Genomic DNA, 25,120 nt, shown 5'->3' with positions numbered 1-25,120 from the left:
CCCGGTTGAGTCGTGGGGGCTGGTGGTCACCTGTTCAGGCTAAGGACGCTGCGCTGATGGTGCAGCTGGTGCTCGCGGACCCAGTTCTGGGCGGCGACCTGCACGGCGTCCCACGGGGACCCGAGGGGCGGGGTGTAGGACAGGTCGAGCTCGGAGAGGGCGTCGACGCTCATGCCGTGGTGCAGGGCGGTGGCGTAGGTGTCGACGCGCTTGGAGATCTCGGCCGTGCGGTGCCCGATGAGCTGGGCACCGAGTAGTGCGCCGGTGTTCTGGTCGCCGGTGATCCGGATGCTGATGGGGGTGGCACCCGGGTAGTAGGCCTTGTGATCGTCCGGTGTGGAGGTCGTCGACACCGGCACCCAGCCGCGGTCGGCGGCAAGGGCTTCGGTCTCTTTGAGGCCGGTGCGGGCGGCGACGAGGTCGAAGATCTTCACGACCTGGGTGCCGAGGGAGCCGGTGTAGCGGGCGGTGCCGCCGAGGGCGTTCTCGCCGGCGACGCGGCCCTGCTTGTGCGCGGTGGTGCCGAGCGGGAGCCAGGTGATGCCGAGCTGGCGGTGGTGGGTGTGCACGGCGTCGCCGGCGGCGAAGACGTCGGACAGATTGGTGCGCATCTGCTCGTCGACGGCGATCGTGTTCTTGATGCCGAGCTGCGCGCCCGCTGCGGCAGCGAGGTCGGTGTCGGGGCGCACGCCCACGACGACGAGCACGAGATCGGCGGTGAGGTGATCGCTCTGGCCGTCACTGCTGGTGGTGACGGTCAGGGCGCCGGTGTCGGTGCGGTCGACCGCGGTGACCAGGGTGTGGGTGCGGACGTCGACCCGGTTGCGGACCAGTTCATCGTGGACGAGGGCGCCGAGTTCGGGTTCGACAGTGGGGAGCACCTCAGGGAGGGCTTCGATCTGGGTGACGGTGATGCCGCGGGCAGTGAGACCTTCGGCCATTTCCAGGCCGATGTAGCCGGCGCCGATGATGATCGCGGTCTTCGGGTCCTTCGTGGTGAGGGTGTTCATCACGGCGAAGGTGTCGCCCATCGAGTGCAGCAGGTGCACGCCGTCAGCGGGGCCGAGGTGGTCGAGGCCGGTGATCGGCGGCCGCACGGACACAGCGCCGGTGCCGATGACGAGGACGTCGTAGTCGAGGTCCCGGGCGGCGCCGTCCGGGCCGGTGACGGTCAGGCGGTGTCCGGCCGGATCGATCGCGGTAGCTCTGGTGTCGGTGTGCACGGTCATGCCGGTGGCGGCGAGGTCGGCGGCGGTGCGGTGGGCGAGGTTGCTCCAGTGGGTGACCTCGCCGGAGACGTAGTACGGGATGCCGCAGATGGAGAAGTTCGGGTAGGCGTCGGCGACGACCACGGTGACCTCGCTGGTGGGGTCGAGTTCGCGGGCCCGCAGGGCGGCGGAGATCCCGGCGTCCGATCCGCCGATGGCGATGATCTTGCGTGCAGACATGGGGTGTCGGTTCCCTTCCAAGAACAGGCAAATGAGGTGTGAGCAGGCACAGCGGCACTGACGGCGGTGAGCGGGGCCGTCGAGCACGTCGATCAAAGGGGTGGGTCAGGTGATCGTGGGATGGAGCTCGGCGAGGAGGTCTTTGACGCGGCGGTCGAGGTCGTCACGGATCAGGCGGACGGTCTCGATGGGGTGGTTGTCGGGGTCGGCGACCTGCCAGTCCAGGTACCGCTTGCCCGGGTAGACCGGGCAGGCGTCGCCGCAGCCCATGGAGATCACCACGTCCGCGGCCGCGACCACGTCGTCGGTGAGAGGCTTGGGAAACTCAGCGGCCAGGTCGAGCCCGACCTCGGTCATGGCCTGCTCGACGATCGGGTTGATCACCGCAGCAGGCAGCGACCCGGCGGAGCGTACGTGCACCGCCCCGGCCGCGTGGTGTGTCAGGAGCGCGGCAGCCATCTGCGAGCGGCCCGCGTTGTGGACGCAGATGAACAGCACCTCGGGCACGGTCTTGGTGCTCGCACCGGTCGACTGCGCCAGGGCGGCGAGACGCTCGGCGGCGAACCGGCCGGCGAGAGTCACCAGGTGAGTGTGGATGCGGGCGGTGCGCCGCAGCGCGGTGTAGGACTCGAAGACGACCCGTTCGACGGTCTGCTCGGAGACGATCCCGCGGTACTGGGCGGCGAGCCGCTCCGCGGTCCGCGCCAGCAGGGCCTGGGGCATCAGCAGTTCCGGTGTTCCGGCCGACTCGGTCGTGGCGTTGGCGTTCATCCGACTTTCTCCCGCTTCTCGGGCTTCCCGGCCTGCTCGGTCGCTACCGGGTGGTGAGTTCGGCTGCCAGCGCGGTGACGCGGGCGGCGATGTCGTCGCGCACGAGGCGCATCCGCTCGATCCCGTCGATGCCCCGCTCCGACGGCTCGTCGGTATCCCAGTTGACCAACGCGACACCGTCCGGGGTGTCGACGACGGCTTCCCGGCCGAGAGTGACCACCAGGTCCACCCGGGCGAGCAGCGCCGGGTCGATCGGTTTCGGGGTCTCGCCGGTGATGTCGACACCGACCTCAGCCAGCGACTCGGCGGACAGGCCGTTGACCACGGAGCCGGGCTTGGTGCCGGCCGAGTGCACCTCGACGGCATCGCCGACGGTCTTGCGCATCAGGCCGGCGGCCATCTGGGACTTGCCGCCGTTCTTCACGCACACGAACAACACGCTCGGCGTGGCCGATTCGGTGTCGGCGGTGATCGTATTGTCGGACATCAGTTCACACTCCTGGACGGATCCGCGGTCGCGGCGGTGGAGGACGGGGTCAGCGGGAAGCGCTTGCGCAGGGCCAGCGAGACATAGACCAGGCCGACCAGGACGGGGACCTCGATGAGCGGCCCGACGACGCCCGCGAGGGCTTGGCCGGAGGTGGCGCCGTAGGTGGCGATCGCGACGGCGATGGCGAGCTCGAAGTTGTTGCCGGCGGCGGTAAACGCGAGCGTGGTGGTGCGCTCGTAGCCGAGTCCCATGACGGCGCCGAGCAGGTACCCGCCGCCCCACATCACGGCGAAGTACACCAGCAGCGGCAGGGCGATACGGGCGACGTCCCACGGGCGGGAGGTGATCTGCTCGCCCTGCAGGGCGAACAGGATGACGATGGTGAACAGCAGCCCGTAGAGGGCACATGGTCCGATCCGGGGGAGGAACTTCGTTTCGTACCAGTCGCGGCCCTTGGTCTTCTCTCCGATTCGGCGGGAGAGGTAGCCGGCGAGGAGCGGGATGCCGAGGAAGATCAGCACGGATTTGGCGATCTGCCAGGGCGAGGTGCTGATGGTGGTCTGTTCGAGGCCGAGCCAGCCGGGCAGGATCGAGAGGTAGAACCAGCCGAGGACGGCGAACATGATCACCTGGAACACCGAGTTCAGCGCCACGAGGACGGCTGCGGCTTCGCGGTCGCCGCAGGCGAGGTCGTTCCAGATGATCACCATGGCGATGCACCGGGCGAGGCCGACGATGATTAGGCCGGTGCGGTACTCGGGCAGGTCGGGCAGGAAGATCCAGGCGAGTGCGAACATCAGCGCCGGGCCCAGGATCCAGTTCAGGAAGAGGGAGCCGAGCAGGAGCTTGCGGTCGCCGGTGACGGTGTCGAGGCGGTCGTAGCGGACCTTCGCCAGCACCGGGTACATCATGATCAACAGGCCCAGGGCGATCGGCAGCGAGACACCGTCGACCTGGATCTTCTCCAGCGCGGTGTTCAGCCCGGGGATCATCCGGCCGAGCAGCAGGCCGGCGACCATGGCGACACCGATCCACACCGGCAGGAACCGGTCGAGGGTGGAGAGCTTGCCGACGACCGGCTGATGCTCAGTCGTCGGGGCGGGGCTGGTCACGAAAGAACCTCCAACGAGATGGCGGGGTCACCGGACTGCAGGATCCCGGCGAGCGAGGACAGGACTTCGGGGATGACGCGGTAGTACACCCACGAGGCGCGGCGCTCGGACTCGAGCAGGCCTGCGGTCTTGAGGACCTTGAGGTGGTGCGAGATCGTCGGTTGCGAGACGTCCACCGCCGGCGAGATGTCACACACGCAAGCCTCGCCTCCCTCGTGGCTGGCGATCAGGCTGAACAGGCGCAGCCGGACCGGGTCGGCCAGGGCCTTGAACACCGCCGCGAGGTCGACGGACTGCCCCTCCGACAGAGGCTCACGGACCAGCGGTGAGCACCGCACGGTCACATCGGTCAACGGAATCGAATTCGACACACATCAATATTGACAGATATCGATGTTGGACACAAGCGTGTCTGGGTTATAGGTAGCGACAGATATCTTCGCTAGCGCACGACTTCGGATCGGTGTGTTCGGCAGCTTGGCGTAGGTGGGTGATGTTGTCGCGCAGTGCGATCAGTTCCGCGATCTGTTGATCGAGGTGGTGGATCGACCTGTCTAGCTGGTCGCGTACGTGATCACATGGGGCTTGGCCGGTGCCGCGTATGTCGATGATTCTTTTGACTTGCGCGAGAGTGAGTGCCGCCGCCTGCCCCCTCTTGATGAATTGCACGATGCCGATGGCGTCGGGGGTGTAGTTGCGGTATCCACCGGCGGTACGTCCCGGTTCAGGGAGGAGCCCCGCTTCCTCGTAGTACCGCAGCGTCGATGGCGTGGCGCCAGATTTGCGGGCGAGTTCTCCGATCCGCATCGGGTCCTCCCTGTCCGGATTCTGGGCTTGACCTTCAAGGGTACTGGAGGGTTGATGATGGTGACATGAGTGAAGAGTTTGATCTTGCGATCGTTGGTTCGGGTGCTGCAGCGATGGCGGCGGCGATCCGCGCAACAGCCATGGGCAAGTCCGTGGTGATGATCGAGCGAGGCACTTTCGGCGGCACCTGTGTGAATACCGGTTGCGTGCCGTCGAAGGCGTTGATCGCCGCGGCGCAGGCACAGCACACGGTCTCTGATGCTGGCCGGTTCCCGGGGGTCGGTGCGACCGCCGTGCCGGTAGATATGGCCGCCCTGGCGGCGGGGACACGGCGCTTGGCAGAGTCGATGCGGTCAGAGAAGTACGTTGCCGTTGCGGACTCGTACGGCTGGCGCCGCGTCCAGGGTGCGGCCGCGTTCGCGGGAACGCGGGCAGCGCCATCGCTGGTGGTCACAGCTCCCGATGGGACTACCGAGACGATAATTGCTCGACGGTACTTGGTGGCAACAGGGGCCCAACCGTCGATTCCGTCGATTCCCGGACTCAATCTGGTCGACTACCTGACGTCGACGACCGCGATGGAGTTGACCGCAGTCCCGGAATCACTCCTAGTGATCGGCGGCGGGTTCATCGCGCTCGAGCAGGCGCAACTCTTCGCGCGACTGGGGGCGAAGGTAACCGTTTTGGTGCGGTCCAGGATCGCTTCGGCCGAAGATGCTGACGTCGCAGATGCTCTCCTGGAAGCGCTCGCTGACGAGCACATCGAGGTAGTGCAGCTCGCGACCGCGACCTCGGTCGACACCGAGGCGGGTGAGGTCGTCGTGACCGCCTCCAGCCCTGGTGGACAAGGCGACTTCCGTGCGGCGAAGCTGCTCGTCGCGACGGGCAGAACCCCGAATACTAGAGGTTTGAATCTGGAGACGGTTGGAGTCGACACGAGCACCAGCGGCGCGATCCTCGTGTCGAATCAGCTCAGAACATCAAACCCGCGTGTGTGGGCAGCGGGCGATGTGACCGGCCATCCCGAGTTCGTCTATGTCGCAGCCGCGCAAGGCACAACGGTCGCCGACAACATGTTCGGACAGACCCCGCGGTCGTTGGACTACACGCACCTGCCGCGCGTGATGTTCACCAGTCCGGCAATCGGGAGCGTCGGTATGACCGAGACGCAGGCCCTCGCAAGCGGAATCCGGTACACGAGCTCGCTTCTTCCGCTCACTCACGTACCCCGGGCCCAAGTTGACCGAGATACCCGAGGCTTCATCAAGCTCATCGCAGACTCCGATAGTCATCGAGTCCTCGGAATTTCGGCGGTCGCGAATAGTGCCGGCGAGATCGCCGCCGCTGGGGTCTACATCCTCGAAGCAAGGATGACCGTCGAGCAGGTCGCCCGGACATGGGCGCCCTACCTGACCATGGCCGAGGGCATCAAAATCGCCGCACAATCCTTCAGCACCGACATCGCCCAGCTCTCCTGCTGCGCTTCCTAATTCCTGATTCCACCGATCCGCAAGCGAAGTCCCAGACAATGACCAATCCACTCGATCGACTCATCACCCCCGAGGGGTCCGGCCTCGATCCGGCAGTCCTGGTTCCCCTACTCAGGCTCCTCTCCAAGGGAAACCCCGTCAGCGTAGAGGACTTAGCAGCTGCGGCCGGACTGTCGGAACCCGATGTACGGGAACGACTCCAATCCGTTTCCGACACCGAATACGACGATCGCGACCAAATAGTCGGGCAAGGACTGACCCTCCGTCCGACCCCGCATCGGTTCACCGTCGCAGGTCACGAACTGTTCACGTGGTGCGCACTCGACACCCTGATCTTCCCCACACTCCTAAACCAGTCAGCCACCATCGAGTCGACCTCACCCGCGAGCGGTCAAACGATCAGAATCTCTGTCACGGCAGACACCGTGACCAGCATCGAACCCGACACCGCAGTGCTATCGCTCGTCGACCCCGATGACCTCAGCTCGCTTCGAACGTCGTTCTGCAACCAAGTGCACTTCTTCGCCTCCCCACACGATGCCCAAACGTGGACGCGCGAAAATCCCGGCAACCAACTCCTCGACATCACCCACGCGCACGCCCTCGGGAAAGCTCTCGCTGAACAAGCGCTCATCAGCCCGGACACAGCCCGACAGGCCGGATGCTGCTCGCCGGATCAGCACGAAGGAACCGCCCAATGACCAACACAGTGAAATCGCCCCTCGCACGCAGGACAAGAGAGATCGGCCGATGGGGCACCGCCGCCCGGACAGTGATCGGTGCCGCTTTCGTGGGAGCCGGGATCATCATCGGACCTTCCACAATCGACCTCATCATCGCGGTCGCACTGGTCCCTGCCGCGATCACCCTCGCGGTTGTACTTCGGGGTCGTGATTCGGCACCACTGCGGGTCACAGGCGCGTGGGCCATGGCCACTAACACGCTGGTCTTCTTCGCGTTCTTCGCGCTCACCCCGCCGGCGGCAGCAACGTTCTACGGGCTTTCCATGCTGCTCGCCGCTAGCCGCGGGCTCGCAGCCTGCGAAGTGATGGCGGCATCGAACGTGATCCTCAACCGAAACGACCAAGTCGGTTGCCCTGTCTTTACCCCGATCGACCGCATCGAGGGATTCCACCCACGCGACTGCGCCTAACCGCAGATGCCTCTCCTCCAGCGCAGCCTCCGCCCAGGGGGACGCCGACCGCGAGAACCAGCCGGTACAGCGCAGTGCGGCCCGCTACTGCGTTTCGCGCCAGCGCTCTCTGGTAACCGCGTCGATGGCCGCCACCCGAAGCGGTGACGGCCATCGATCGAGGGCGGACTAGCAGCAGTTCGCCGCCGCAGGGGTGCAGCACGCGGCCGGCGTCGCTTCGGAGTCCTCGGCTGTCGTCGCCGGAGTGTGTCCGCCGTCGAAGGTCTCGGCGTCAGCGAGGACGGTGTAGACCTCCCAACGCTCGGCGTCGGGGGCGGTGACCCAGACCTTGTCCTGGGTGGCGAAGCAACAGGTGGCGCCGATCTCCTCCTCGGTGAACAGCTGCTCCTCGGTGAGGCGGGCGATCTCAGCGTGCACCTTGTCGCTGGAGTCCACCTCGACGCCGAGATGGTTGATGCTGCCGCCCTGGCCGGGGTTCTCCAGCAGGACCAGCTTGAGCGCCGGGTCGGCGACGGCGAAGTTGGCGTAACCGGGCTTGACCTTCGCCGGGCCCGTGCCGAACAGCTTGGTGTAGAACGCGATCGACTGATCGAGGTCATCGACATTGAGGGCGAGCTGGACGCGGGACATGAGAACCTCCGAGGCTTCGACATACATCTAACTGTTGCTCGTTCAGTTCTAGACCACGCTTTGACATATGTCAACGAGTAGGTAGATTGAAGCGTATGCCCAAGACGCTCCCCGTCGTCGACATCAGCGCCCCGATCTGCTGTGCTCCGCTGGCCGCCGGCGTGATGGACGAGGCCGCGGCACTCGAGCTCGCCCTGCGCCTCAAGGCCCTCGCCGACCCGGCCCGGATCCAGCTGATCTCGATCCTCATGGCCGCACGTCCAGGCGAAATCAGCACCGGCGACCTCGCCGACACGGTGGGCCTGTCGTCGGCGACCGTCAGTCACCACCTGAGCCAGCTCAAGAAGGCCGGCCTCGTCAGCTCCGAGCGGCGCGGGATCAACGTCTTCTACCGGGCCGAACCTGACTCCCTTGAAGCGCTCCGGGCCGTCCTGGCCACGTGCTGCTAGCGCGAACGCGCCTCTCGCGCGCAGGTAGTGGCTGCACGACACCGTCGCGAGGCTCCCCGGCACAGCACCAGCACGATCGCCTGCGGCAGGATCGACACGCGTGGACCACATCGAGCAGCAGCTAGAGCAACAGCTCCGCGAACGCGGCATCCCCCTCACTGCGGCTGAGTTCCTCCGCGCCGTCCTCGAAGCCCTCGACGACGGCGCTTCCGTGCCTTAGCGGGACAGCGGTCGGCACGAGGAACATGCGCTGTAATCCGCAGTACCAGTGACTGTTCGGTCCTTGACTGCTAAAATCAGCAGTATGCTTCCCACGGGTCCCCGGACGATCGACAGCTTCCGCCGGATCACCATCCCAGCGAAGGTGGCGAAGGCGTCCGGAGTGCGGCAGCCTTCGTGGGTCCGGATCGGTGTCGTCGCCGACCAGAGGATCGTCGAGATCATTCCCACTCGCGGCCCGCGCGGGACGAAGCCGTCCGTACGAGGTAACCCGGATCGTCCGCGGCGGCTGCGGACGTCGCGACAGATCGCGCTGCCGGCGGCGGTCCTCGACTCGGTCGGTCTGGACATTGGGAGCGTCGTGGCGTTCCTGGCCCTGGAGGACCGCATTCATCTGTTCGCCGCGTCGCGGGTCATCGCGCCGGAGCCCGCGCCCGTGGGAGAGGAAGACCAGTGACGGCGCGGCGACGTACCCGGTCAATCCACGCAGAGGCGGGTCAGCTCCCCCTGTTCGACGTCCCTGCCGTCGCGCCGGCGGATCTGGTCGACGCGGCCGTGGTCGCGGCTGCGGAGCTCGTCCTCGATAGCTCGGTGTCGGTGTTGCCGCGGACCGAACTGTCGGGGCTTCGCGGGTATCCGGTGGTCCGATGGTCGTCGACCGTCGCCGAACGGATGTCGTCCGGGGCGGGACCGATGCTCGACGCGCAGGTCCTCGAGCTGTGGGAGATGTGCCCGGCGGAGGGCGCGGGGGCGCCGCCGGCGGCGCCGTTGAGCATCGTCGGGTTCGTCGCCACCGGGCAGTGGAAGAGGGCCCTGTATGTCGCCAGTGAGCTTCGCGGGTTCGGCGAGACCGTGGTGCTGACCGAGCGGCGGCCCACGGCGCTGAGCTTGACGGCGGCGGACCTCGCCGACGTGAGCGTGGTGCATACCTCTCACGCCGGCGAGGAACTACTGGTGCGGGGATCGAAGGTTGCCGATCCTCCGCGGATCGTCGCGGTGCGGTACTGGGAGGAGCGGCTATTCGCTCACGCCCTCGCGACAGGGGTGCCGATCACGCCGCAGCCGGCTCCGGCGTAGCGCCGATCCAGGCGGACAGGGCGCGTTTGCGCTTCCAGTCCCCGCCGGTGAGCTTCTCGATCTCGATGTTGCTCTCGTGGGCGGCCTCGCACATCGCCGTCCACGCCTGCGGGCCGTTGTGGGCGGCGATAGCGGTGGCCAAACCGCGACCGAGCATCGCGACCGCGGAGACCGAATGCGAGAACGCTGCTGCCTTCGGGATGTCAGCCGTGCGGATCCAGGTCAGGTCCCGTCCACCGCAGAGTGCGCAGTCGCAGCACCACGCGGCGTGGGACTTGTCCTTGAGGTAATGCCGCTCGAACGCGGTCAGCGACGTGTACGCGAGAAGCTCCGGGAGGATGAACGACACCGACCCGCTGGTGCCGCCCCCGCCGATGTCGGGGTAGATGTGCCGGTAGGTGGTCGATGACCCCATCGCCGCGCCTGCGGCGCCGTACGCCAGCGCCCCCAACCCCGCCGTGTCACTGCGCAGGAGCAGCACCGGGACATCTGCGGTGAGGACGTGCACCAGCCCGGTCACGACGTTGGTCCGGTCGAACGGGTCGTCGGTGTCTTCGACCATCAACGCCACGGGGATGCCGTGCGCGTTGATCTCAGACCGGAGCGAATCGGCGGCGTGCGAAAGCCACCAGCTCGCGATCGGCAGCGCCGCAATCACCTGTCCACCGAAGCGGGCCGCCGTCTTCAGGGTGGTCCGCAGCCCAGCGGTGTCGCCCTTGGCCACATAGCCGGAATCGGTCAATGCCCACGTCAGGCCCGCGCTACGTTGCACGGTGATCCAGTCGCGGGTCGGCTCCGCCGTCGCCACCTTCCGCTGCCGGCCGCTGTAGAGGTTCGCGTCGAGCAGCAACGCTGCTTCGGGGCACTTCTTGCGGGTCTGATCCGCCGCGGTCCTCGCCACCGCGGAGCGGTGGGTCCGGGACTGCCACGGCACGGAGTAGACCGCGCCGACACCTTCCGACGCGATCAGCGCGCGAGTCGGGTCGATCAAGGTCGTCGGGACCTGAACGAACAGGTCCGTCGACATGCCCTCGAGCCGGTGCTGCCCGACCTGGATGGGCCGGGCACCTCCAGCCCGTTCAGTGCTGGTGGTATCGGTTGTGCGATCAGAGTCGCGACTGTCGTTGGTCAACGGTGCCTCCTCAAGGCAGTGTGGATGAGCCACCACGCCAAGGTCCGCATCGCTCGCCCACACCAGCGTTCCGGTGTTTGGCGAACCCGCGCACACCGTCTACCATCGGAGGCGTCATCCAAAGACATTCGCAACGGTCACGGTATCGAGGGGCGAACCCTCGGAGTGGTGATTCGGTTGTTCAGCTGAGCCCGGTTCGTCGGCAAACGAGCCGGGCTTAGCTGTCTCTATTCTAGAGCCTCACCATGACAGGTTCCGGGACGTGGAATCGCGGTTCGCTCCTGACCCTACCGACGCGACGACGTGCGTGGAGGCTAGGGCATTCCGAACCACGTCTTCACCACCTGAGAGGCCAGGTTCAGGAACTTGGTGCACCGTTTTACCCACCGGGAGACTCGCTAGCAGTTCCGTCCAGCTTTCGAATGGCGTCGATCACCCTCCGTCCGTGGGCGGTCAGGGTCATAGGGCGATTGCGCTCGGCACGGTCGAACAGAGCTCCGCCGGTCTCGCGTTCGAGCCGGAGAAACTGGTTCGTGAGGGTTGCCTGGCTGGTTCCTAACGCGTGTGCAGCCTCGGTCAGCGTGGGGAATCGCGATGCTGCTTTCGCCCGTTCCAGTCGGTCGCGCCCGCCCTGGGCCGCAACAGCTGTGCGCAAGATCGGCGGCACCGTTTTCGCGGCGGCCGCGGCGTCGAGGGCCGCGGTGTGACTGGGTCCGCCGCGGGGTCTCATCGGAATCTCGTGTTTGTTCGCCCACCGAGCCAGGTTCGCCGTGCTCATGCCCAGTTCTCGGGCTATGTCAGGGAGGGCCCTGCTGTTGGTGACATATTGCTGGTAGAGCCAGTCGCGGTCGATGATGATCTTCGCGCGCTCGGTAGCGGGGATCGTCGGGATCTCGTATTCGGTGAGGAGTCGACGGATCACCTGACGACTGACTCCAATACGGTTAGCGATCTGTCGCAAGGTGAGGCGATCGTGATGATAGAGCTGGGTCAAAGCCTCCGGGGGGAGCTGCGTTCGAGCGCTGGCGTACTTCCGGCGGCCGGTATCGACTGGGAGGGGATTGACGATCAGCTCAAGGCGAACCGCCTCGCCAGTGGTGCCGAGGTCGCGGGCGGCGGCGCCGATGGGAAGGTCGCGTTCTCGGATGAGCTTTCGAAGGCGATCACGGTCGATCAGTCCTGGTCGCGGGCCAGGGAGGTCGAGACCAGCGAGGAGCTCAATTGGCGGCTCCCAGGCAATTGGTTCCTCATCGATGCCCGCGGCGTCCAAGAACACCCGTGCGTGGTTGATCAGCTCGTCCCGAAGGCCGGGTGTCAGATCGCGGGGAAACGCGGCGATCTTAGCGAGCAAGTCTGCGGACCCGTCAACCGTGGGGACGCCTGTGAGCTCCTCGCGAAGAAACGCCCGAACAACAGCCGCCCGGGCGGAGCCGCCCTGTGACGGCGTTCCGGTGCGGTGGCAGATCTGCCTCCACTCATCGTCCGGAAGCAAACCGGTGCAATCGAGTGCCCGTCGGCGCTGATAGTCGATCGGTACGCCGCGCTCGACAACGTAATCGGCAACGCGTGTCAGACCCGCGCACACATCGCTCCAGTGTTGATCGGACTCCAGAATCTGTAGGAATCGGGATAGGGCATGGCCAGCCAGGTGACCTCCGACCTGCTGACCAGCGGCCGTCAGATTCAACCGAGTGCCCACCAACTGTAAGGCCGCAGACAATGCCAGGCGCATCATTGTGCGCCTCGCCGCCGGGACCGTGAAGGGCAAACTGATTCCGGCCCAAAATTGCGTCGGCGTGTGACGCGCTAGTAGCTCTGCGCGCCCACTGGTCACCAAGGTGGGAAGGTCGGAGTGAGTGCGGTAGCGAAGTTGGTCGGACGGGTCGAGCATCGGGGATAGCGCGGCGAGCTGGACACCGGTCAGGATTGGTGAGATTCGCGTCCCCCAGCCGATGTTCGTCGGTTGAACACTGAGGCCTGTCTCCCGGGCCGAGGTCACTAACCATCGCAGGCGATCAGCTGCGGCTGCGAGGTCCGAGCAGTGCAGAACGTCGATCGCGGCACTGACGCCAATCGCAGCTGTGACGGCTCTCGCTGGCGCTTCGAGGGCCGGCTTCGTGCGGCTCTGTCGGACTTGTCCGGATCGTGCACCACCTTGTTCATCGACTGCCCGGTACTCAACCGCCAGTTCGGGTCCCACTCGCGCTAAGAGCTCTTCGTCGGTGGCGTAGGACAGTACTCGGCCGCCGATGGCGCGAATGTCGGCAAGCACAGAAGCCGCAGGCTGTGGAAGGCGCGCGTAGACCCCGAACCGCACGACTCCGTCGTCGATGATTCGATCGATGAGGGCCTGTGCCCGAAGAGCGGGGTGCGCACCAGGAAGGTCGAGGACCTCGGCAGCCGTGAGATCGGCGCCGCACCGTCGGGCCTCCCGTCCAATGCCTCCTTCCTGCGCCGGCGATGCACATCGGCCGGGGATCGGGGTGCAGTGGCCCGGGAGCGGGCGGCGGCGTGGAATTCTATGGCAGCGAGGGCATTCGTCGGACAGCAAACAACGATGGTCGGTGCAGGCAAACGCCCAGCCGAGTCGCCATTCGAGCTTCCATCGGCCGCCGTTGCTTCGGAGGCAGTGCGGGCAGAAGCGGGATCCGGTGCGGCGGGTCCATGCCACTTCGCGGCGCAAACTCCGCGACTGCGAGTCGATGCGCACCGCGGTCCCGTCGAACCGGGTGAGGGTCATCATCGAAAATTCGACGTCGCTGCCCGTGGCGGCACACAGGCTGGCTACTTCGGCCTCGCTGAGTGCGATCGTCCAGGGCGGGTACCCAAGACCTGCAGGCGCAGGTATGTCGACTGCGTCGAGAAGGTCTCCCCACGCTGAGTCGGCGCGGAAGGCGATCGCTTCGAGCCAGGAATCGATCGCTTCGCCCGGCACCGGGTCCACCCTGAAGGGAAGCGAACGTGGCACTGTCATCCGGCCCTGCCGATGCGAGTTCTCAGGCAGCCGTTGTCGAATGCCAGGCGCAGTTCTTCGCGAGCCTTCTCCGATGCCTCGTCGATCTTGACCCGATCGAGCAGTTCCTCGTCGAGGCGCTCATACCCAGTCCGGACCGCGCGCTGACATCCCCGGTTGATCAGGGTCATCAGTGAGCCGATCTGGCCGGTACACCGGGCATACAGGTAGTCAGAGAGATCGTCGGCGATCATGCCCGGATACTTTTCGGCCAGAACCACCCGCTGCTCGATCGCCTTGAGCGTCTGACGCCATGCCCGGCGCCCAGCATCATTGGTGACACCGAAAGGATCCATTGTCAGCCGCGTTGTACGCCGGCCGGTCTGCGCGAGAAGAGCATCTCGGTCACTACTGCCCTCGGAGAACAGTCCCCGCGCCTCCAAACCGACGCCAGCGAAGATCACCGTCAACGGGAACTCGTTGGCGATGTACTTGAAGTGGTTGCTGACCTCGACACCGGAGGTGGACTGCAGCCGCAGGAAGTGCAGATCATCGACGATGAGGATCTTCGTTTCGCATGCCAGCACGCAGTCCAGGGCTCGGTGGGCGAAGTCGGCGGCGTTGCCGCGGCGGCCGCCTGGGTGGGCGTAGAACGCGAGCATCGCCCGGTTGAACTCGCGTAGGCCAGTGTTGCCGGTCAGTCCCACCCGGCACACCGGCCACCGTTCATGACCTTCCTCGGTCGTAGTGCCGTTCTCGGCTACTTCGCGGCGGTGGAACGCGCGGGCGAAGCTCAATACCGCGGTGGTCTTCCCTAGTCCGGGTACTGCGTCGATCGCAACGGCGCCTTTCGGTTTGTCTCCGTCCTGGGCGTTGGAGTCGATGACATCCCAGAGGTTTTCGTGCACCTCGACCAGCTGTCTGGTCTTGAGGGGCCCGAGGTTCGCGTGCCACTCGCGGCGCTCACGGTCGTAGTCGGTGCGCTCCTTGTCGGTCAGTCTGTCGAGTTCATCGCGGTTCAACGCCTCCGGTGGAACACGTGCGGGGGTGTTGACGAACTTCTGCCACCCTTCCTTTCGGGCGAGGGTCAGATTGTCGAGTGTCGCGGCGGTTTCGGTCATACGTCCTCCAGCGCGTCGGAGTAGAAGTCATCGATGTTTTCCTGGTCGAATCGATCGTCGTCACCTTCCTCGCCGGCGTAGTCGAGACCGCGATCAATCGCGGTGTCCTCTGCTTGCACATCGCTTTCGTCCTGGTCGGGAGCGAGCACGCGGGCGACCGACGGCAGTCGATCCACACGCGCTTCGCCCTGCGGTCGCTGCGACAGTTCGGTCTCGCGTGACATTCTCAATGCAATGCGCCGTTCCACTCGGGTCGAGCCCAGGCCGATGTTCCACCGCTCCAACAAGTCAGCTACCGCAAGGCGGTCGTTGGGGAATCGGTACTTCGATGCTGCTAGCTTCCTTGCGTAGAGCAGTGCATCCTCGCTGAACGGCATATCGATCGACGGTGCGTGCTCCCACACCAATGTGTGCCAGGTCCGCTCATCTGGGCGCCGGAAGTACACCTTGGTGATGTCGTCGGGATCGCAGTGGATCGGCCATCGTCCCTTGGCCTCGCCGGTGAACCGGCTCGCGAGGTTACGGTAGCCGTTGAGCCCGTCTCCGTTGTAGCGGCGGCCTCCGATCTCGACACCGTAGTGAAGAATTTTCCGCCATACCGGCTTGAGGAACTCGAATGCCAGGTCCGGATCGCGAGGCGCCTCAATGTATCCGGCGCGAGAAACACCGTGCTCGAACATCGCGGCGGGCGACATACGTAAGCCCGGAACTCGCGGGTCGAGCAGGCTCGAATGCTGGCGGTGGTGGTAGACCTGCGCAACCCACTCGCGGATGATGCTTTCGAGCTCGTCGATGTAGAAGAACGCTCCGCCCTCAGGATCCTCGCCGCGCGAGTGGACATCAGGTCCCTTGTACCCCGGCAAGGCCTGGAGGAGATCTTCACGAATAGTACGAAAGAACCGCTCAACTGGCCCTTTGTCGCGGCCGGTTCGGAGCCGAGCTGGCTGCACCGAAATCCCGAAGCGCTGGCACACACTCATCACGTGGTTCGAGAGGTAGACCTTGCCATGGTCCACGACCAGTGTCTCAGGGACAATAGCTGGTCCAGCGGCCGCATCCGCTGGCCGCTCCGCGGTGACATCTACAAGTACCGACCGCGGTACTCCGTGAGCTGGCCACACCGCGTATTCCGGCCAGTCCGCGCCGGCCGGACGTGGGCTGAAAACCTCGTACATCACGGTCGCTACATCAACCGATTTCGTGGAAACCGGGGTCAATCGCAACCCGGTGATGCAGCGGGTGTACCAGTCCATCGCGACGGTCAGTTCGACCTGCACCCATCGCAGCGTCAGAGGATCGAGCCCGAAGACATCGAGCCTGGTTGTGTCCATCAGCATGTACTCGCCAGGCCGAGTTGGACGGAGCTTGCCGTACACGCCTTCTGGCCGCTCAGCGATGTCGCGATTTCGCTTGGCAGACAGTCGAAATGTGGGATAGCGCTGTTCCAGATACTCGAGAACGCGGAAAGCATTTGTCCGAGACGGGATGGCGACGACCCCTTCTCCGAATCGCGCCAAGACCCGTGCCTCCGCGCGTGCCATCACCATCGTGCGGGACGGTTTCGACTCGGTGGCGTGCTCAACCATGACTTCGACAGCTGTGTCTAACCACCGCCGATCGACAGACGGGAAGGGCTCCGCCTCTCTCGTACGTCGCGCGTCTACCAGGCCTGCGGGCCCTTCAGTGCGGAACTTGGACACCCACCGCTCCACAGATCGCAAGCCGACGCCCAGTTCGCGCGCCTTCGCTGCGTAGCGGTCAGTGAGCGGGCGGTCGCCGGAAAACTCCGGCCTGGGCTCCCCCTTGCTCGCAGTCTCCGCGCTGCCAGATCTGTACCCGGTAAGAATCTCGCGTACGTGCCCCGCGCGTTCCGTCACCTTCTGAAGCTCTGCCGCGGACAACTCACCGAAGATGACGCCTGCAGGCTCGGTTGCATCAGTGCTCGAAACGCCAGGGCCGGTCGGGAGGACCCGACCCCGGACCGAAGACAGCAACTCCGCGAGGCCAACTCGCATGTACTGCCCTGCAGCGCTTTTCCCCAGCACATCGACGACGCCCTTAGCCGTGGCGAGCTCCACGATCTCGAACGCCTCGCCGTCGTACATGTACCGTCCGCCAACCTCAACCCGCTCAACGCCACTCACAAGACCCTCGAAATCTGAGTGCGACTAGTGATTGCGGCGTCAATGTCGACGTGCAGCCGACGCCGCCATATCAAGTGCAGCACCGCCGCTCGCACGCTCGCGTCAGGACGATCTGGCATCCGATCGATGAGAGCACCAATCGTCAATCCCACCTGAGCGACCGCCTGAACCGCCTCGCAATGGTCAGGCACGATTGCACTCTCGCGCCGATAGCCAGCGAGGAATCTGACATTCGCGGCCCTCCGCGGCGGCGGCTCGGTGGCGACCTCGTATCGCCACCCCTTGGCCTCGACGACATCCCGAGTCAAGTTCAAAACCCTTGCAACATCATCATTATCAAGCCTTCGAGCAGGCTTTACGTCAACGACGACCGGGCCGGAATCAGTATCGAGTAGGAAGTCCGGAACGTGCCTCCGCAGGACACCATCGACCTCAGTCGCGAGAAGGAAAGGCTGGGCCACGATGCCCCGAACCCGATCGTCGAAGTCTGCGAGCATCAGGTTAGCGAGCTCCAGGCGGGACTCATAGATCACCAGATCGCGGGTAGTGCTCGACCAGTACCACCCCGAGTAGTGTTTCTGCCCTCGATACCAGCGAAATGTGCGCCACGGCGCTGCCTCGCGAAGGTCCTCCATTGCGGCCGACTTCCACTCCACGGTCCGCTCACAGAGGTCCTCACCGCGGCGGAACGATACTTCCACCGCGGTCCCCGCGGAGCTGCCGGGCGACATGGTCTTGACGGTGCCACTTCCGCCCTCAGATGCGGGGACGTGCCCCGGCGTGTCCCAAACAGTTGGCGGATCCGCCAACTGTCCGCCACGTAGCTTGGGATTCCGCCACGGAATCTGGGACCCTACAACGGGGAGGGTCAGCCCTTGGCCATGTCCACGAACCGGGAGTAGTGCAGCTGGTGGGCGACGGTGACGGTCGCGGTGGGGCCGGCGCGGTGCTTGCCGAGGATGAAGTCGGCCTCGCCGGCGCGGGGGTCGTCGCGCTCGTACGCGTCGGGGCGGTGCACCAGGACGACCATGTCGGCGTCCTGCTCGAGCGAGCCCGACTCACGGAGGTCGGCCACCTGGGGCTTCTTATCGGTGCGCTGCTCGGGACCACGGTTGAGCTGCGCGACGGCGATCAGGGGGACCTCGAGCTCCTTCGCGAGCAGCTTGAGCTGGCGGGAGAACTCCGAGACCTCCTGCTGGCGGGATTCGACCTTCTTGCCCGAGGTCATCAGCTGCAGGTAGTCGATGACGATGAGCTTGAGATCGTGCCGCTGCTTGAGCCGGCGCGCCTTCGCGCGGATCTCCATCATCGTGAGGTTCGGCGAGTCGTCGACGAAGAGCGGCGCCTCGGAGATCTCCGACATGCGGCGGGCCAGCCGCGTCCAGTCGTCGTCGGACATCTTGCCCGAACGCATGTCGGCCAGCTTGATCCGCGCCTCCGCCGACAGCAGGCGCATGACCACCTCGGTCTTGCTCATCTCGAGGCTGAACAGTGCGCCCGCCATGCCGTGCGCGATGGAGCAGGAGCGCAGGATGTCGAGCGCCACCGTGGACTTACCCGCACCGGGGCGGCCGGCGATGATGATCATCTGGCCGGCGTGCAGGCCGTTGGTCAGGGCGTCGAAGTCGGTGAAACCGGTGGGCACGCCCATGCTCACGCCGCCGCGCGAGGCGATCGCGTCGATCTCGTCCATCGTCGGCTGCAGCAGTTCCTCGAGGACCACGTAGTCCTCGGAGGCCTTGCGCTCGGTGACGTCGTAGACGGCGGCCTGCGCCCGGTCCACGACCTCGGCGACATCGGCACCGTCGGAACCCGAGTAGCCGTACTGGACGATCCTGGTCCCCGCCTCGACGAGGCGCCGGAGGATCGCCTTCTCGGCGACGATCTCCGCGTAGTAGCCCGCGTTGGCCGCGGTGGGCACGGTGGAGATGAGCGTGTGCAGGTAGGGGGCGCCGCCGACGCGCTTGAGCTCGCCCTTGCGGTCGAGGGTCGCGGAGACGGTCACGGCGTCCGCGGGCTCGCCCGCGCCGTACAGGTCGAGAATGGCGTCGTACACCGACTGGTGCGCGGGCCGGTAGAAGTCGCCGGGGCTGATCACCTCGAGGACGTCCGCGATGGCGTCCTTGGAGAGCATCATGGCGCCGAGCACGGACTGCTCGGCCGCGATGTCCTGCGGGGGCTGGCGCCCGAAGTCCTCGGCGGGCGGACCGTCGGGAGTGGGCTCCGGCCGGCCCACAGGACCCGGAGTGAACTCCTGCTCGTCCGTGACCGACACCGCGCACCCGCCTCTCTCGCGCCCACCGCCGACGAGCGGCGGGGACTTCACCAGTTCTCCGATCGGTCTACCGCGGACCCCTGACAGGTTTCCGGATCTCGAACTCCCGCACGGGCGCGCGACCGACGCACGTGAACGCTAGGCGCTCGGGTCGGGACCGCAAAGCGGAGCTGTGGATGAATCTGTGGGCGCGCTGTGGAGGGCGCGCGGTCAGGATGGGGACGACGGTGTGGACCGATGGGGAAAACCTGTGGAGAGTTTTGCGCATTTCGTGCGTCGCAGCAGGTCAGTGCGGGTGGGTGGCATACCCACCGCTGTGGATCGAGATTCCCCCGCGTGTCGCACCGACCTGACATTCGGGCGTGTCGTGAGTGAATCGGTCACTGTGGCGCAGCGAAAACCACCCTCCGTTGTTACCCGCCGGTCACCTGCTGGGCCCCCGACCAGCGCGAACGCGTCACCCAACGACGGTGCACCTTCTTCCGGCACCCGCCGCCGCGTATTCTGATCGGTGCATCATCGACTGCGGAAGGATCCACCCGATGAACACCTCCACGATCACGGCGCGCACAGCCGGCGTCGCGGTCGCGCTCGCGGCCACCGCCACGTGCGCCATCGGGCCCGCCGGGGCGGCCCCGAACCCCGCCCCCAAGCCGAAGCCCGCCACGGCCACCGCCACCTGCACGAGCGCCAACCCCATGTTCGTGGTCGGCGGCCAGATGCTGACCTGGAAGGTGACCGCCACCGTCGGCGGCAAGGGACAGATCCTGGTCGGCGCGACCGGCGACGCGAGCGCCCGCGACCTGGTCCTGAGCCAGTTCGCCTCGTCCGCGACGCTGTCGTGGAACAACACGACCACCGGCAAGTTCGGCAGCGCCAAGCTCAACGGTGTCGGCCAGCTGCCCGTCCTGAACAAGACGCCCGTCACCACCGGCAAGGGCGCCGTGACCTTCAACCTGGTCATCAAGACCGGCGCGGGCAGCGAGTGGATCGGAACCCAGACCAGCACGCCCTGCGTCGGCACGATCACGGTCTGAGCGACCCCACGACGCACAGAACCCCCACCGCCCGAGGGCGATGGGGGTTCTGGCGTTCGGAGAACGTTACTGCGCGGCGACGGTGAGCGCGAACTTGGCGCGCACGTCGGGGTGCAGCACCACGACCACGGGGAACGAACCCGTGGACTTGATGTGCCCCTGCGGCAGCTCGATGCTGCGCTTGTCGACCGACGGGCCGCCGGCGGCCTTCAGCGCGGCGGCGACATCGGCAGCGGTGACCGAGCCGAACAGCTTGCCCGAATCGGCGGTCTTCACGGTCAGCGAGACGGACTCCAGGCCCTCGATGGCCTGCTTCAGCTCGTTGGCGTGATCGAGGCCGCGGACGCGCTTGGCCTCCTGGCTGCGGCGGATGCCCTCGACCTGCTTCTCGGCGCCACGGGTGGCGACGATCGCGAGACCGCGGGGCAGCAGGTAGTTGCGGCCGTAGCCGTCCTTGACCTCGACGGTGTCGCCCGGGGCGCCCAGGTTGTCGACGTCGGCGGTGAGGATGAGCTTCATTTCTTCACCCCTCCTTAGCGGGTCGTCGACGTGAACGGCAGCAGTGCCACCTCACGCGCGTTCTTGACGGCGATCGCGATGTCGCGCTGGTGCTGGACGCAGTTGCCCGTCACGCGACGGCTGCGGATCTTGCCCCGCTCCGACAGGAACCGACGCAGCAGCGTGGTGTCCTTGTAGTCGATCTTGGTGTTCTTCTCCTTGCAGAACGTGCACGCCTTGGCCTTGACGGCCTTCTCGACGCGCACCTTCCGGCCATTGCCCTTACCGGCCATGGTGTTGGTACTCCTTGATGAGGTCTACTTCGGCGCCCGGCGGGCCGGGACGCCTTCACAGTGTTCGATCCCGGGGATCAGAACGGCGGATCGTCGTTGCCGCCGCCGAAGCTGCTCCCGGCCGCGGGGGCGCTGCCCCACGGATCGTCTGCGGGCTGGTTCTGGCGCGGGGCCTGCTGAGCGGGCTGGCTGTAACCGCCACCGCCGCCCTGACCGCCGCCACCGAAACCGCCGCCGCCACCGCCGCGCTGCGTGCGCGTCGGCTTCGCCGTCGCGTACCGGAGGGAGGGGCCGATCTCGTCGACCTCGAGTTCCACCACCGTGCGCCGCTGGCCCTCGCGGTCGTCGTACGACCGCTGCTTGAGCCGGCCGGAGACGATGACGCGCGTGCCCTTCGTCAGCGATTCGGCGACGTTCTCCGCCGCCTCACGCCAGATGTTGCAGCGCAGGAACAGCGCCTCGCCGTCCTTCCACTCGTTGGTGTTCCGGTCGAAGGTGCGGGGCGTGGAGGCGACGGTGAAGTTGGCCACCGCCGCACCCGACGGGGTGAAGCGCAGCTCCGGATCCGCCGTCAGATTGCCGATGACCGTGATGATCGTGTCGCCTGCCATGTGTCTCTCCCTGTCGTTAGTGCGCGACTAGTTCTGCCGCAGCACCTTAGTGCGCAGCACCGACTCGTTCAGCTTGAGCTGGCGATCCAGCTCGTTGACGGTCGCCGGCTCGGCGGTCAGATCGATCACCGCGTAGATGCCTTCGGCGTTCTTGGAGATCTCGTAAGCAAGACGGCGCTTGCCCCAGATGTCGACGTTCCCGACCGATCCGCCGTCCTTGCGGACCACGTTCAGGAAGGTCTCCAGCGAGGGCGCGACGGTGCGCTCATCCAGGCTCGGATCCAGGATCACCATCAGTTCGTAATTACGCATGGGCTTTTCGCCTCCTCCTATGGACTATGCGGCCGTGGACTCTCCACGGCAGGAGCGTTGCCCGACAGGCAACCGGACCAGGGTACCCCAACCCCTCGCCACCAGCGAAATCAGCGGACTGACGAGCGAATCTGAAAATTCACCGGAAAAACCCGCCCGGATAGAGAACATTCCCTAACATGTGCCAGGAAGGAGGTGAGCTATGACATCGCAATCGTCTCAGGAGTCGCCCGTCGCGCGGCCCGGCGCGATCGACACCCTCCGTACGAACCTCGACGCCAACGCCCTCGGACCCGTCCGCACGCTCGGCCGCACCGTCGAACTCGTGCTCCACTCCGTGGTCGCCATGCTGGCGGACCTCCTCCGCGGCCGCATCGCGGTTCGCGAGATCGTCGTCCAGGCGTGGTTCCTGGTCAGCGTCACCGCGGTCCCCGCGTTCCTCATGGCCATCCCGTTCGGCGTCATCGTGACCATCCAGATCGGCAGCATCGTCAACCAGATCGGTGCCGGCTCACTCATGGGTGCCGCGAGCGGCCTCACCGTGATCCAGCAGGCCGCGCCCATGGCCGCCGGGCTCCTCCTCGGCGGCGCCGGCGCCTCCGCGATCGCCGCCGACCTCGGCTCACGCACCATCCGCGAGGAGGTCGACGCCATGCGGGTCATGGGCATCGACCCCGTCCGCAGGCTCGTGGTCCCGCGGATCCTCGCCTCCGCCTTCGTCGCGCCGCTGCTCTGCGTCTTCATCACGGTCGTCGGCATCGGTGCCGCCTACTACCTCGCCGTCGCCGGACAGAACGTGACCCCGGGCAGCTACTGGCTCAGCTTCGGCGCCTACGCCACCACCCGCGACTTCGGCTTCGCGCTGGTCAAGGCCGCGATCTTCGGCATCATGATCGCCGTCCTCGGCTGCCAGCACGGCCTCGAGGCGAAGGGCGGCGCACGCGGCGTCGCCGACGCGGTGAACACCACGGTGGTGGTCTCCACCGTCGGCATCATCGTGCTCAACTTCGCGCTCACCCAGATCTACACGACCTATTTCCCGATGAGGGTGGGCTGACCCGTGACCATCGCCCCCTACCGCCCGAGAGGCTTCCGCACCGCCGGACGGGTGACGGATTCGCTCCGCGGCACCCTCGCGCGCCTCGGCCAGATGGTGTCCTTCGTCGTCACCTCCGTCGCGCAGATCCCGCACGCCCTGCGGAACTACCCCAAGCAGACGGTGCGCACCATCACGGACCTCACCTGGGGGCGCGGCGCCGTGATCGTGGGCGGCGGCACGTCGCTGATGATGGTGGTCCTCGGCCTCGCCGTGGGCGGCACCGTGGCCGTCCAGGCCTTCGCGGCGCTCGACCTGCTCGGCATGGGCCCGCTCACCGGCGTCATCGCGGCGCTCGCCAACACCCGCGAGTTCGCCCCGATCCTCGCCGCCGCCGGATTCGCCGTCCAGGCCGGGTGCCGGATGACCGCGGAGATCGGCGCGATGCGCATCACCGAGGAGATCGACGCGCTCGAGGCGCTCGGCCTGCGCTCCATCTCCTTCGTCGTGAGCACCCGCATGATCGCGGGCGTCGTCGCGATCGTCCCGATCTTCCTCATCGCCATCATCGTCAGCTTCTTCGCCTCGAGCACGATCGTCGTGCTGGCGCAGGGCGACGCGGCCGGAACCTACGAGCACTACTTCCAGCAGTTCCTCTCCCCCGCGGACCTCGTGGCCTCCATCGCGAAGGTCGTCGTCTTCATCTGCGCCGTCATCCTCATCCACTGCTACCAGGGCTTCTTCGCCGCCGGTGGGCCCGAGGGCGTCGGCGTCGCGTCGGGCCGCGCCGTCCGCGCCTCGATGGTCGCCATCGTCGTCCTCGACATGCTGATGACCCTCGGCATCTGGGGCGCGAGCAGCGAACTGGTGTTCCGGGGGTGACCGCATGACGACACGCTGGCCCTCCCCCGTCACCGGCATGATGACGCCGGCCCCGGTCCTGCTGCGCCGCGGCATCGCCACCATCCTCGCCGTCGTGCTCGCCGCCGGCACCTTCTGGGCCGTGCGCGCCCTCGTGAGCACCCCGCCGAAGACCCTCACCCTGGTGGTGCGCAGCGTCGCGCCCGGGGTCGGGCCCGGCACCGCCGTCGAGATGGACGGCCTGCGCGTCGGCGAGGTGACCGACATCGTCGACCGCGGTGCGGGACGGCTCGGCGTGGCGATGCGCTTCAACGGGGCCGCCGACGACCTCGTCACCGACACCGTCCGCGTCGCCTTCGCACCCGGCAACACCTTCGGGATCACCGTGGTCGCGCTCACCCCGGGTCCGGGCGGGCGGGTCCTCGCCTCCGGCGCCGCGTGGGAGCCGACCGCCACGCCCGACGACGGGACGATGGCCTCGCTGCTCCGATCGCTCAGCACGATGGAGCGGGAGAGCTTCCGCCCCCACATGGCGCAGCTCATCGCCCAGCTCGACACCACGACCCGGCAGTTCCTGCCCTTCCTCGGCGCCGTGGGCGCCATCGCCGAGGCGAACGCCGATACGCAGCGGATCCCGACCGCGGACACCCTGCCCACGATCGCCGCCACCCTGAGCGCCCTCGACGCCTCGACGAAACGGATGCTGCCCGGATTGCAGGCGCTGTGGTCCTGGACCGGCCCCGACACCCCCGGGTACCCGGAGCGGCAGAAGGCGACGATCGACGTCTTCGCGAACGACTTCTCGCCGGCGCTCGCCGCGCTCCTCAGCGGCCCCAACGTCAAGGCCCTCACCGAGGTCCTGGTGCCGGTGCGCGAGCTCGCGACCCGCACCGTCGCGAGCTTCCCCGACGCCGCCCGCAACGGCCGCCAACTCGAGGAGCTCATCGAGCGGGTCCGCCGGTCGATGCCGGACACCGGGTCCGGGCCCGTCCTCAACCTCGACGTCACCTTCCAGCGCTTCCCCGCGATCGCATCGCTCCTGCCGCCGCTGCCGGAGTTCTCGGTGACCCCGCCCGGCCGGACACCACCTCCGGGCACGGGCACGACGAGCGCGCCGCCGAAGCCCACCGCGGGCCGGGCCGCGCCCTCGACCCCCGCCGCATCCACCACCGCCGCACCGACCACGACGAGGGGCCGCTGA

The 25,120-nt window shown here is 66.7% G+C and carries 27 protein-coding genes; 10 read left to right on the top strand and 17 right to left on the bottom strand.

Going from position 1 to position 25,120, the window contains the following annotated elements; translation table 11 throughout:
* Nucleotides 1-26: 26 nt before the first annotated feature.
* The 6 genes from ELY19_RS08080 to ELY19_RS08055 form a co-directional block, all read right to left on the bottom strand.
* The gene (locus ELY19_RS08080) at nt 27-1,448 is read right to left on the bottom strand and encodes an FAD-dependent oxidoreductase (RefSeq protein ID WP_068526158.1); all 1,422 of its coding nucleotides are present in this window, start codon (nt 1,446-1,448) and stop codon (nt 27-29) included.
* Nucleotides 1,449-1,553: 105 nt separating this feature from the next.
* On the bottom strand, nt 1,554-2,219 hold the full coding sequence (locus ELY19_RS08075; RefSeq protein WP_068526159.1) for an arsenate reductase/protein-tyrosine-phosphatase family protein: 666 nt from the start codon (nt 2,217-2,219) through the stop codon (nt 1,554-1,556).
* Between the two features lie 43 nt (nt 2,220-2,262).
* Complete coding sequence (locus tag ELY19_RS08070) at nt 2,263-2,706, bottom strand: arsenate-mycothiol transferase ArsC (protein ID WP_068526160.1); 444 nt, start codon at nt 2,704-2,706, stop codon at nt 2,263-2,265.
* Nucleotides 2,706-3,821, bottom strand: a complete 1,116-nt coding sequence (gene arsB, locus ELY19_RS08065) for an ACR3 family arsenite efflux transporter (protein WP_068526161.1) — start codon at nt 3,819-3,821, stop codon at nt 2,706-2,708. The genes ELY19_RS08070 and arsB overlap by 1 nt, the downstream gene beginning before the upstream one ends.
* The gene (locus ELY19_RS08060) at nt 3,818-4,192 is read right to left on the bottom strand and encodes an ArsR/SmtB family transcription factor (RefSeq protein WP_068526162.1); all 375 of its coding nucleotides are present in this window, start codon (nt 4,190-4,192) and stop codon (nt 3,818-3,820) included. The genes arsB and ELY19_RS08060 overlap by 4 nt, the downstream gene beginning before the upstream one ends.
* A gap of 46 nt (nt 4,193-4,238) precedes the next feature.
* Nucleotides 4,239-4,628 carry a heavy metal-responsive transcriptional regulator gene (locus tag ELY19_RS08055; RefSeq protein ID WP_068526163.1) on the bottom strand — a complete coding sequence of 130 codons (390 nt, stop codon included), beginning with the start codon at nt 4,626-4,628 and terminating at the stop codon, nt 4,239-4,241.
* Nucleotides 4,629-4,693: 65 nt separating this feature from the next.
* Here ELY19_RS08055 and merA point away from each other — a divergent pair, with 65 nt between their 5' ends.
* The 3 genes from merA to ELY19_RS08040 are packed head-to-tail and all read left to right on the top strand — an operon-like array spanning nt 4,694 to nt 7,271.
* Nucleotides 4,694-6,118 (top strand): mercury(II) reductase, encoded by a 1,425-nt coding sequence (merA, locus tag ELY19_RS08050; protein ID WP_068526164.1) that lies wholly within the window; start codon nt 4,694-4,696, stop codon nt 6,116-6,118.
* A 38-nt stretch (nt 6,119-6,156) separates the two neighbouring features.
* The gene (gene merB, locus ELY19_RS08045; protein ID WP_074850279.1) at nt 6,157-6,819 is read left to right on the top strand and encodes an organomercurial lyase MerB; all 663 of its coding nucleotides are present in this window, start codon (nt 6,157-6,159) and stop codon (nt 6,817-6,819) included.
* Nucleotides 6,816-7,271 carry a hypothetical protein gene (locus ELY19_RS08040; protein WP_126195754.1) on the top strand — a complete coding sequence of 152 codons (456 nt, stop codon included), beginning with the start codon at nt 6,816-6,818 and terminating at the stop codon, nt 7,269-7,271. Before merB ends, ELY19_RS08040 begins: the two co-directional genes overlap by 4 nt.
* A gap of 168 nt (nt 7,272-7,439) precedes the next feature.
* On the opposite strand, the gene ELY19_RS08035 is transcribed toward ELY19_RS08040, so the two are convergent.
* Nucleotides 7,440-7,901, bottom strand: a complete 462-nt coding sequence (locus ELY19_RS08035) for an ArsI/CadI family heavy metal resistance metalloenzyme (protein WP_068526166.1) — start codon at nt 7,899-7,901, stop codon at nt 7,440-7,442.
* Between the two features lie 95 nt (nt 7,902-7,996).
* Here ELY19_RS08035 and ELY19_RS08030 point away from each other — a divergent pair, with 95 nt between their 5' ends.
* From ELY19_RS08030 to ELY19_RS08020, 3 genes are all read left to right on the top strand, one after another.
* On the top strand, nt 7,997-8,350 hold the full coding sequence (locus ELY19_RS08030) for an Rv2640c family ArsR-like transcriptional regulator (RefSeq protein WP_068526167.1): 354 nt from the start codon (nt 7,997-7,999) through the stop codon (nt 8,348-8,350).
* A 364-nt stretch (nt 8,351-8,714) separates the two neighbouring features.
* On the top strand, nt 8,715-9,026 hold the full coding sequence (locus tag ELY19_RS08025) for an AbrB/MazE/SpoVT family DNA-binding domain-containing protein (protein WP_126195753.1): 312 nt from the start codon (nt 8,715-8,717) through the stop codon (nt 9,024-9,026).
* Nucleotides 9,023-9,646: a hypothetical protein gene (locus ELY19_RS08020; protein ID WP_068526169.1), complete on the top strand. Its 624-nt coding sequence runs from the start codon at nt 9,023-9,025 to the stop codon at nt 9,644-9,646. Before ELY19_RS08025 ends, ELY19_RS08020 begins: the two co-directional genes overlap by 4 nt.
* On the opposite strand, the gene ELY19_RS08015 is transcribed toward ELY19_RS08020, so the two are convergent.
* The 6 genes from ELY19_RS08015 to dnaB form a co-directional block, all read right to left on the bottom strand.
* Nucleotides 9,621-10,778 (bottom strand): hypothetical protein, encoded by a 1,158-nt coding sequence (locus tag ELY19_RS08015; RefSeq protein WP_126195752.1) that lies wholly within the window; start codon nt 10,776-10,778, stop codon nt 9,621-9,623. The two genes, ELY19_RS08020 and ELY19_RS08015, sit on opposite strands and share 26 nt — an antisense overlap.
* A 379-nt stretch (nt 10,779-11,157) precedes the next feature.
* Nucleotides 11,158-13,713 (bottom strand): TniQ family protein, encoded by a 2,556-nt coding sequence (locus tag ELY19_RS08010; RefSeq protein WP_158635063.1) that lies wholly within the window; start codon nt 13,711-13,713, stop codon nt 11,158-11,160.
* 35 nt (nt 13,714-13,748) lie between these two features.
* Entirely contained in the window at nt 13,749-14,852 is a 1,104-nt protein-coding gene (locus ELY19_RS08005; RefSeq protein ID WP_019201592.1) for an AAA family ATPase, read from the bottom strand.
* On the bottom strand, nt 14,849-16,957 hold the full coding sequence (locus tag ELY19_RS08000) for a TnsB C-terminal domain-containing protein (protein WP_068526171.1): 2,109 nt from the start codon (nt 16,955-16,957) through the stop codon (nt 14,849-14,851). The genes ELY19_RS08005 and ELY19_RS08000 overlap by 4 nt, the downstream gene beginning before the upstream one ends.
* Nucleotides 16,958-16,992: 35 nt before the next feature.
* On the bottom strand, nt 16,993-17,727 hold the full coding sequence (locus ELY19_RS07995) for a TnsA-like heteromeric transposase endonuclease subunit (protein ID WP_225536084.1): 735 nt from the start codon (nt 17,725-17,727) through the stop codon (nt 16,993-16,995).
* Between the two features lie 137 nt (nt 17,728-17,864).
* Entirely contained in the window at nt 17,865-19,271 is a 1,407-nt protein-coding gene (dnaB, locus tag ELY19_RS07990) for a replicative DNA helicase (protein ID WP_374101486.1), read from the bottom strand.
* 542 nt (nt 19,272-19,813) lie between these two features.
* Here dnaB and ELY19_RS07985 point away from each other — a divergent pair.
* Nucleotides 19,814-20,308: a hypothetical protein gene (locus ELY19_RS07985; protein WP_126195751.1), complete on the top strand. Its 495-nt coding sequence runs from the start codon at nt 19,814-19,816 to the stop codon at nt 20,306-20,308.
* A 66-nt stretch (nt 20,309-20,374) separates the two neighbouring features.
* On the opposite strand, the gene rplI is transcribed toward ELY19_RS07985, so the two are convergent.
* The 4 genes from rplI to rpsF all read right to left on the bottom strand — a co-directional run bounded on the left by rplI (nt 20,375) and on the right by rpsF (nt 22,022).
* The gene (gene rplI, locus ELY19_RS07980) at nt 20,375-20,827 is read right to left on the bottom strand and encodes a 50S ribosomal protein L9 (RefSeq protein WP_126195750.1); all 453 of its coding nucleotides are present in this window, start codon (nt 20,825-20,827) and stop codon (nt 20,375-20,377) included.
* Between the two features lie 14 nt (nt 20,828-20,841).
* The gene (rpsR, locus tag ELY19_RS07975; RefSeq protein ID WP_068526176.1) at nt 20,842-21,099 is read right to left on the bottom strand and encodes a 30S ribosomal protein S18; all 258 of its coding nucleotides are present in this window, start codon (nt 21,097-21,099) and stop codon (nt 20,842-20,844) included.
* Between the two features lie 77 nt (nt 21,100-21,176).
* The gene (locus ELY19_RS07970) at nt 21,177-21,710 is read right to left on the bottom strand and encodes a single-stranded DNA-binding protein (protein ID WP_126195749.1); all 534 of its coding nucleotides are present in this window, start codon (nt 21,708-21,710) and stop codon (nt 21,177-21,179) included.
* A 27-nt stretch (nt 21,711-21,737) separates the two neighbouring features.
* Complete coding sequence (gene rpsF / locus ELY19_RS07965) at nt 21,738-22,022, bottom strand: 30S ribosomal protein S6 (RefSeq protein ID WP_068526178.1); 285 nt, start codon at nt 22,020-22,022, stop codon at nt 21,738-21,740.
* A gap of 202 nt (nt 22,023-22,224) precedes the next feature.
* On the opposite strand from rpsF, the gene ELY19_RS07960 reads away from it, so the two are divergent.
* The 3 genes from ELY19_RS07960 to ELY19_RS07950 are packed head-to-tail and all read left to right on the top strand — an operon-like array spanning nt 22,225 to nt 25,120.
* Nucleotides 22,225-23,079 carry an MlaE family ABC transporter permease gene (locus tag ELY19_RS07960; protein ID WP_126195748.1) on the top strand — a complete coding sequence of 285 codons (855 nt, stop codon included), beginning with the start codon at nt 22,225-22,227 and terminating at the stop codon, nt 23,077-23,079.
* Between the two features lie 3 nt (nt 23,080-23,082).
* The gene (locus ELY19_RS07955; protein WP_227966664.1) at nt 23,083-23,940 is read left to right on the top strand and encodes an ABC transporter permease; all 858 of its coding nucleotides are present in this window, start codon (nt 23,083-23,085) and stop codon (nt 23,938-23,940) included.
* A 4-nt stretch (nt 23,941-23,944) separates the two neighbouring features.
* Nucleotides 23,945-25,120, top strand: coding sequence for an MlaD family protein (locus tag ELY19_RS07950; RefSeq protein ID WP_126195747.1), 1,176 nt, complete (start codon nt 23,945-23,947; stop codon nt 25,118-25,120).

The organism is Tsukamurella paurometabola, assembly GCF_900631615.1.
In the GTDB taxonomy this organism is placed as follows: domain Bacteria; phylum Actinomycetota; class Actinomycetes; order Mycobacteriales; family Mycobacteriaceae; genus Tsukamurella; species Tsukamurella paurometabola_A.
Note: the sequence above shows the minus strand (reverse complement) of the source record. Positions and strands in the feature narration are given on the sequence as shown.